This window comes from Burkholderia sp. E168m23, assembly GCF_016586125.1.
Lineage (GTDB): Bacteria > Pseudomonadota > Gammaproteobacteria > Burkholderiales > Burkholderiaceae > Burkholderia > Burkholderia orbicola.
In genome coordinates, this window is sequence record NZ_BCPP01000239.1 from 1 (window position 1) to 7,859 (window position 7,859).

The following is a 7,859-nucleotide window of genomic DNA, read 5'->3' on the forward strand; positions in this document are numbered from 1 at the left end:
TGCTGCCGGTGCTCGGCCACTACGGCGCGGGCGCGATGTTCGGCGTGATCTCGGTCGCACTCGGCATCGTCGCCGTCACGCTGCGCGTGCTCGGGCCGCTGACCACGCGGCGCAGTCAGGACGAGATCAATCCGGTTTGACGCGGCGATCGGCACGGGGCGCACGGAGCCGCACCCGTGCGTCGCGTTGCCTCGCATTCACCGCGCCGACATGAAATCGAACAGCTTCGCGACGTCGGTCGTCAGCACGCTACCCGCCTTCACGCCGACCCACAGCGTGCGCGTCGCCCACGCGTCGTCGAGTTTCACGACACCGAGCCGCGCCGCACGCTCGCCGGTCACCGCATCGCGCGGCAGCACGCCGACGCCGAGCCCCGCCTCGATCATCCGGCTCACGCCATCGAAATTCGATACCTGGATTCGCAGCTTCAGCGAGCGCTCGGCCGCGAACGCGGCGTCGGTCATCCGCGCGAGCAGCGAGCTGCCGTCGCTCAAGCCCACGTAGTCCTCGTCGAGCGTATCCGCGAAGCGGATGCGCTCGCGCGCGGCGAACCGGTGCGTGCGCGGCACGAGCAGCACGAGCTCGTCGCGCCGGTACAGCCGTCGTTCGATGCCGGGCGCCGGCACGTTGTCGGCGAATACGCCGAGATCGGCCTTGCCCGACGCGAGCGCGTCGACGATCTCGTGACTCAGCCGCTCCTCGAGGCTGACCTTGATGCCGGGGTTGTCGGTGAGGAACGCGGCGAGATCGGCGGGCAGGAACTGGACGATCGCGGACGTGTTGGTCCAGACGTGGATATGGCCGCGCACGCCGGCGACGTAGTCGCTCATCTCGTGCGCCATCCGGTTGACCTGCTCGATCACCTTCGCCGCATGATCGAGCAGTGCGCGGCCCGCGGGCGTCAGCTCGACGCCGCGCGCATGCCGGACGAACAGTGCGCTGCCGGTCACGCTTTCGAGTTCGGCGATGCGTTTGCTGACTGCGGACAGCGTGAGCTGGCCGTGTTCGGCCGCCTTCGTCAGGCTGCCGTGCTCGGCGACGAGCGCGAACACGCGCAGCGACTGCAGATCGAAATGAAGCGGGTTCACCATGTCGGGGGTCCTGGAGGGCCGTGTGAGCGTACGTCGTCATCGTGCCGGTCTGACGCCGATCATACGCCCGGCCGTGCGTGTGCGATATGGGATGGCTAGCGCGGCGCGATCGCATGCAATGCGGCGAGCATCGCGCCGTCGGGCGTCGCGAGATCGTCGAGCACCGCGAAGTGCTGCATGCCGGGCAGCCACGTGCGGGCGATTCGCTCGCCGGCGGCTTCGCACGCGGTTGCGTATTCGTCTGCCTGCCGGATGAGTTCGGGCAGTTCCGCATCGCCGACCGCCACGACGGTCGGGGCGCCGGGCTCGATGTGATGCAGCGGACTGTATGCGTCGACCTCGTGTGCGGTGAGCTGCAGTTTGTCGTTCAGGCAGCACAGCGCGATCGGTTCGAGATCGACGAGCGGGCTGATCGCAAGCGCCGATGCGACGGCCGGATGCGCGCGATGCAGCGCCGTCAGGTGGCCGCCCGCCGAATGGCCGCTCAGGTGAATCGGCCGCCCCGCGATACCAAGGCCGTCGCGGTCGGCCGCGAGATGGTCGAGCAGCGCGCCGATCTCGCCGACGATATCGGTCATCGTCGCAACCGGCGCGAGCGTGTATTCGGCGAGCACGACGTCGTAGCCGCGCGCGAGCGGCCCGCTCGCCGCATACGCGAAATCCTCTTTCGTGCAGTGCTGCCAGTAGCCGCCGTGGATGAACACGAACAGCGGCGCGTCGGGCTGCCCGCACGGCAGCCAGTCGAAGCGCTGCGCGGGTTGCGCGCCGTAGCGCAGGTCGCGGCGGCCGGGCGTCGCGGCATACAGCGCTGCGCTGCGCGCCTGGCATGACGCGAGCAACGCGGGGAAATCGGGAACAGCCTTCGTGTTCAGGTACGCGGCGTCGAGCGCCGCGCGGTCCATGCCGCGATAGAGGATCGTCATTGGGGAATCGCCCGGATCGGGTTGCGGATGCGCGCGGCAGGTTGGCGCCGTGCGCGCGACGAAGGCGGCGGCCGGGCCGACGCCGTTGCGCCATTATCCGCGGCGCGGCCGCGCACGGCTATCCGGAATCGGCGGGCGCGGCGCGTGCCTGTCCGCTTTCGGCGAAGGACTGTGGCGCCGGGCGCGCAGCGTGCGGGTGCTCGTGCAGGCGGCCGCACCCGGCACGTCAGATCAGCTCGGAGATTTCGATCAGGTTCAGGTCGGGATCGCGCACGTAGACCGAACGAATCTTCTGTGTCGCGCCCGTGCGTTCGACGGGCCCTTCCACGATCGGCCAGTCGACGCGCCGCAGGTGCGCGATCACGTCGTCGAGCGGAACCGACGCGATGAAGCACAGGTCGAGCGCGCCCGGTACCGGCACATGCGCTTTCGGCTCGAATTCCGCGCCGCGCACGTGGAGGTTGATCTTCTGGTTCCCGAAACGGAACGCGAGCCGGCCCGCGCCGAAGGTTTCGAGTTGCATCTGCAGCACCTCGGTGTAGAAATGCTTCGTCCGTTCCGGATCGACGCAGGTCAGCACGAGATGATCGAGATGGTCGATCAGCGTCATGGAATTCCCTCCTGTTCCTGTTGGGGTTCACGATTCACGAGAAAGCGCGTTGCGCGGGCATGTCGCCGGCGTCGGCGCGCGGCGGCGGATGAAGGTCGGAGCGGCGCCCGGCCTTCAGGATCTGGCTCGGCACGTCGTGCCCGATCAGCGCAGGCAGCCGCGCCGACGCGGCGAGCACGGCCGCAAGATCGATGCCCGTATCGTAGCCGTCGAGCTCGAGCATGTGCACCAGTTCCTCGGTGCACGCGTTGCCGGTCGCGCCCGGCGCGTACGGGCAGCCGCCGAGCCCGCCGAGCGACGCGTCGAAGCGGTCGATGCCGGCGTCGAGCGCCGCGAGCGTGTTCGCGAGCGCCATCCCGCGCGTGTTGTGGAAGTGCAGCGTGAGCTGCAGCGCGCCGAAGCGCTCGCGAGCGCGGCGCGACAGATCGCGCACCTGCGACGGAAACGCCATGCCGGTCGTGTCGCACAGCGTGAAGCCGTGCACGCCGAGATCCGCGAAGCGCTGCATCCACGCGAGCACCGTTTCTGCCGACACGTCGCCTTCCATCGGGCAGCCCATCGCGGTCGACAGCGACACGTTGATCGCGACACCCGTGCCGCGCACCGTGTCGATCACGTCGCGCAACTGCGCGAACGACTGCTCGCGCGTCATCTGCAGGTTCGCGCGGTTGTGGCTCTCGCTCATCGACATCACGAGGTTCACCTCGTCGACGCCGCACGACAGCGCGCGCTCGGCGCCGCGCACGTTCGGCACGAGCACCGTATAGACGACGCCCGGCGCGCGCACGATGCCGTGCATCACGGCTTCCGCGTCGCGCAGCGCGGGAATCGCCTTCGGCGACGTGAACGACGTGACCTCGATCTTCGCGTAGCCGCAGGCGCTCAGCGCGTCGACGAGCGCGATCTTGTCGTCGGTGTCGACGAACGCGGCCTCGTTCTGGAAACCGTCGCGGGTCGCGACTTCGTGGATATGGAGTCGTTGCGGATGCCGGTTCATGGGTTCGTCCCGATGGTTGTGTCAGATCACGCCGCGCGTGCGCCAGTCGTCGCGCGTCGCCGCATCGATGCCGAGCGATTCGAGGACCGCATCGGTATCGGCGCCGAGCGCGGGCGCCGGTCGCTCGATGCGCCCGGGCGTCGCGTCGAGTTTCGGCACGATGCCCGGCACCAGCACGGGCGTGCCGTCGGGCAGCGCGGCGTCGACGATCATGTCGCGCGCACGGTAGTGCGGATCGGCCGCGATGTCGGCCACGTCGTAGATGCGTCCGGACGGAATGCGCGCGTCGTTCAGCGCGGCGAGTACGTCGTCGAGGTCGTGGCGGGCGCTCCACTCGCCGATCGCCACATCGATGCGCGCGACCTGCGCGACGCGCCCGTCGTTGTGGGCGAGCGCCGGATCGTTGCCCAGATCGGGGCGGCCGATCAGTTCCATCAGGCGCCGGAAGATGCTGTCGCCGTTGCCGGCGATCAGCGCGTACCGGCCGTCGCGGCAACGGTACGCGTTGGTCGGCGCGATGCCCGGCAGGCTGCTGCCGGCCGGCTCGCGTATCGCACCGAACGCCGCATATTCGGGCAGCAGGCTTTCCATCATGTTGAACACCGATTCGTACAGCGCGACGTCGACGACCTGCCCCTTGCCGCCCTGCTGTTCGCGATGCCGCAACGCCAGCAGCACGCCGATCACGCCATGCAGCGCCGACAGCGAATCGCCGAGCGAGATGCCGACGCGCACCGGCGTGCGGCCCGGCTCGCCGGTCAGGTGGCGCAGGCCGCCCATCGCTTCGGCGATCACGCCGAAGCCGGGCCGGTCGCGATACGGGCCCGTTTGCCCGAAGCCCGACACGCGCAGCATCACGAGCCCCGGATTGATCGCGGACAGTGCGTCCCAGCCGAGCCCCCAGCCTTCGAGCGTGCCGGGTCGGAAGTTTTCGATCAGCACGTCGGTGTCGGCGACGAGGCGGCGTACGACGTCCTGCCCTTCGGGCGTGCGCAGGTCGAGCGTGAGCGAGGTCTTGTTGCGCGACTGCGCGGCCCACCAGACCGACGTGCCGTCGTGCAGCAGCCGCCATTTGCGCAGCGGATCGCCGACGCCCGGCGGCTCGACCTTGATGACGTCCGCGCCGAATTCGGCGAGCATCCGGCCCGCGAACGGCCCGGCGATCAGTTGGCCAAGCTCCAGCACGCGGATGCCGTCCAGGGGGCGTGTCATGACTGTCTCCGATGAAAGCGTGTTGTCGATGACGGCGATCATGACGGCGTTCGCGCCCGGCGAAAATCGATCGATGGTCAACCCGCCTTTCCGAAACGGAAAGGCGGCCGTCGATGCGAGCCTGGCGTCGGTCACGTAGCGAGCCTCTGCCTTTCCTTGCGGGAAAGCCCGCTCGCGCAACGATCAAACGATGGCGCACGCGCCGCCGGCAGAATCGAAGCCGTTCCGCGCCACCGGGCGCCTGCCAGCGAGACCCGCCATGTTTTCCGTTTCCGCTCCCGCGAAGATCGTGTTCCTCGACCGCGCGACGCTGTCGCCGCAGACCGGGCTGAAGCCGTTTCCGTTCCCGCACGTAGTGCAGACATTCGACCGAACCGCCGCACACGAGGTCGCGGCGCGCATCCGCGACGCGGACATCGTCGTGACCAACAAGGTGCGGCTCGACGCGGCGGCCCTCGCCGCCGCGCGGCCGTTGCGGATGATCGCGATCGCCGCGACCGGCACGGACATCGTCGATCTCGATACCTGTGCGGCACGCGGGATCGTCGTGAGCAATATTCGCGGCTATGCGGTGCGTACGGTGCCCGAGCACACGTTCGCGCTGATCTTCGCGCTGCGGCGCAGCCTCGTCGCTTATCGCGACGCGGTGCGCGCGGGGCGCTGGCTCGACAGCGGACAGTTCTGCTTCTTCGACCACCCGATTCGCGACCTGGCCGGTTCGACGCTCGGGATCGTCGGCGACGGCGTGCTCGGGCGCGCGGTGGCCGCCATCGCGCGTGCGCTCGACATGCGGGTGCTGTTCGCGGCGCACGGCGACACATCGGGCGACGGTCATGCGCCGCTCGACACGCTGCTGCGCGACAGCGACGTGATCACGCTGCACTGCCCGCTCACGCCGGCCACGCGGCACCTGATCGACGCACACGCGTTTGCGCGGATGGCGCGCCGGCCGCTGCTGATCAATACCGCGCGCGGCGGGCTCGTGGACGAAAGCGCGCTCGTCGATGCGTTGCAGTCGGGGCGAATCTCCGGCGCGGGGTTCGACGTGGTCACGCAGGAGCCGCTGCCGGCCGCGCATCCGTTTCACGCGATCCTGTCGCATCCGGCGTTCATCCTGACGCCGCACGTCGCGTGGGCGAGCGACGAGGCGATGCAGGCGCTGGCCGATCAGCTCGTGGACAACATCGCCGCGTTCGCCGGTGGTGAACCGCGGCACGTCGTGTGACACGCACCAACAGAACGGCCCCGCTCGATTGCTCGAAGCGGGGCCGGCTGAATGCGGGGCTGCTTACGCCAGCGACTCGGCACGTAACGGGTTCGTGCATCCGCCCTATCTTGCGGCCGGTTTCTGAATACCTGGTGGACGCGACTTTAAGGCATTCAGGCCGGCAGTGATGTAGGGCAAGTCCGAAAGGCGGAAAAGCCGCTCAGTCAAGCCGCTCAGTATGCGGACATCTCGACGCAAGGGTCGACCTTGGACGGCGAGCAGATGACCGAGTACTTGGCGCTCTCGCGCATCAGCGCTTCGCCTTCGTGCAGCGCGATCTTAATCTCGGGATGACGCTCGTACGCGAGGAAGGCCGAGCACACGACGGCGGACATCACGACGAGGGAAAACACAAATTTTTCAAGGGTTTGGAAACGTTCAGGCATGGTATGACCTTTCTCTCATGGCCGGAATTATACCTTGAGATAAGGGTTTTCCCTATAGCCCTGCCCGCATACCGAGGATGGGGTCAAACGAGATAAGACAAGTGCTTGCGCCCTTTTATCGAAAAAGCGGGCGGCGTGGCCCGTACGAATGGGGCCGCCTGCACGAGGAACGGAACGAGGGCTTGCCGGTGGCCGGCGCGTCACTGGCCCACTGCGTCACTCCGGCGCCGACGCGCCGCTCGCCGCATTGCCCGGCCAGGCCTTGCCGATATGGTCGATCAGCGACTTCGCGGTGCCCGTCACGAGCGCCGCGTCGACGCCCGACGTCTGCCACGCGCCGTCGGCCGCCTTCACGAAGGTCAGGTTCGCGCGCGACGGCGAGTAATCGGCATTGCGCCACGTGACCACGACGTCGCACGAATACGTGCGATCGCCGAGCTTCTTGCAGTCGCCGTCGGGTTTCGCCGACACGACGTCCGCCGACACGGGCAACGGCTGGCCGAACAGCGCGTTCAGCCCGCCGTGGTTTTCCGCTTCGAGCGCGCGGCGCACGGCGGCGTCGACGTCGCTCGATCCGGGACCGTCGTGAAGCAGATTGCAGGCGGCCAGCAGCGTCGAAGCCCCGGCGAGTATCAGCAACGTGTGAAACTTCATGGATATCTGTCGATCGGGTGAACGCCGCGTAGTCTGCAACGTCCGCGCGTCGTGCGCGGTATCCATTTGTAACCAATTGCACGGCGGCCTGGCGCGTCCGTTGCCGCCCTCGCCTACTGCCGTTCCTGCTTCACGCGGCTCACGAGCTGCGTCGGACTGACGAACTGCAGCGCGATCACGACCCACACGAGCGTGATGGCCATGTAGATCATCGCCATCGCGTCGATCGACTGCGGCGCGCGCACGCCGGTCGAGAACACCGCGTAATACAGCGCGACGACGAGCGTCTGCGTGCTCGGGCCCGCGGTGAAGAACGTCAGCTCGAACATCCCGATCGTGCGCACCAGCACGAGCAGCCCGGCCGCGAGCATGCCGGGCACCAGCAGCGGCAGCAGCACGTAGCGGAAATAGCGCCACGTGTTCGCGCCGAAGATGCGCGCGGCCGCTTCGAGGTTCGGATCGATCTGTTCGATGAACGGCGTCATCACGAGGATCACGAACGGCAGCGCCGGCACCAGGTTCGCGAGGATCACGCCCGGCAGCGTGCCCGCGAGCCCGATCTTGTACATCACCGTCGCCATCGGAATCCCGTACGTGACGGGCGGCACCATCAGCGGCAGCAGGAACACCAGCAGCGCGAAGCGCTTGCCGCGGAACTGCACGCGCGCGAGCGCATACGCGCCGGCACGCCGAGCGCGATCGACAGCAGCACGACCGCG

8 protein-coding genes and 2 pseudogenes are annotated in these 7,859 nt (G+C 68.3%); 2 read left to right on the top strand and 8 right to left on the bottom strand.

Going from position 1 to position 7,859, the window contains the following annotated elements; translation table 11 throughout:
* Positions 1-140: pseudogene (locus JMF90_RS14495) on the top strand (MFS transporter); the annotation flags it as partial.
* 57 nt (positions 141-197) lie between these two features.
* Here the strand turns inward: JMF90_RS14495 and JMF90_RS14500 are convergent.
* From JMF90_RS14500 to JMF90_RS14520, 5 genes are all read right to left on the bottom strand, one after another.
* Positions 198-1,091, bottom strand: coding sequence for a LysR family transcriptional regulator (locus JMF90_RS14500; RefSeq protein WP_201316940.1), 894 nt, complete (start codon positions 1,089-1,091; stop codon positions 198-200).
* A 95-nt stretch (positions 1,092-1,186) separates the two neighbouring features.
* The gene (locus JMF90_RS14505; protein WP_077180216.1) at positions 1,187-2,014 is read right to left on the bottom strand and encodes an alpha/beta hydrolase; all 828 of its coding nucleotides are present in this window, start codon (positions 2,012-2,014) and stop codon (positions 1,187-1,189) included.
* A 226-nt stretch (positions 2,015-2,240) separates the two neighbouring features.
* Positions 2,241-2,624 (bottom strand): VOC family protein, encoded by a 384-nt coding sequence (locus tag JMF90_RS14510; RefSeq protein WP_023475950.1) that lies wholly within the window; start codon positions 2,622-2,624, stop codon positions 2,241-2,243.
* A gap of 34 nt (positions 2,625-2,658) precedes the next feature.
* Positions 2,659-3,621 (bottom strand): hydroxymethylglutaryl-CoA lyase, encoded by a 963-nt coding sequence (locus tag JMF90_RS14515; RefSeq protein WP_077180214.1) that lies wholly within the window; start codon positions 3,619-3,621, stop codon positions 2,659-2,661.
* Positions 3,622-3,642: 21 nt separating this feature from the next.
* Positions 3,643-4,833 (bottom strand): CaiB/BaiF CoA-transferase family protein, encoded by a 1,191-nt coding sequence (locus tag JMF90_RS14520; RefSeq protein WP_077180226.1) that lies wholly within the window; start codon positions 4,831-4,833, stop codon positions 3,643-3,645.
* A gap of 259 nt (positions 4,834-5,092) precedes the next feature.
* Here JMF90_RS14520 and JMF90_RS14525 point away from each other — a divergent pair, with 259 nt between their 5' ends.
* Positions 5,093-6,058: a D-2-hydroxyacid dehydrogenase gene (locus tag JMF90_RS14525; protein ID WP_125380665.1), complete on the top strand. Its 966-nt coding sequence runs from the start codon at positions 5,093-5,095 to the stop codon at positions 6,056-6,058.
* 215 nt (positions 6,059-6,273) lie between these two features.
* On the opposite strand, the gene JMF90_RS14530 is transcribed toward JMF90_RS14525, so the two are convergent.
* The 3 genes and pseudogenes from JMF90_RS14530 to JMF90_RS14540 all read right to left on the bottom strand — a co-directional run.
* Entirely contained in the window at positions 6,274-6,486 is a 213-nt protein-coding gene (locus JMF90_RS14530) for a hypothetical protein (RefSeq protein WP_006497261.1), read from the bottom strand.
* 216 nt (positions 6,487-6,702) lie between these two features.
* Positions 6,703-7,140, bottom strand: coding sequence for a hypothetical protein (locus JMF90_RS14535; RefSeq protein WP_077180213.1), 438 nt, complete (start codon positions 7,138-7,140; stop codon positions 6,703-6,705).
* A gap of 113 nt (positions 7,141-7,253) precedes the next feature.
* Positions 7,254-7,859: pseudogene (locus JMF90_RS14540) on the bottom strand (ABC transporter permease); the annotation flags it as partial.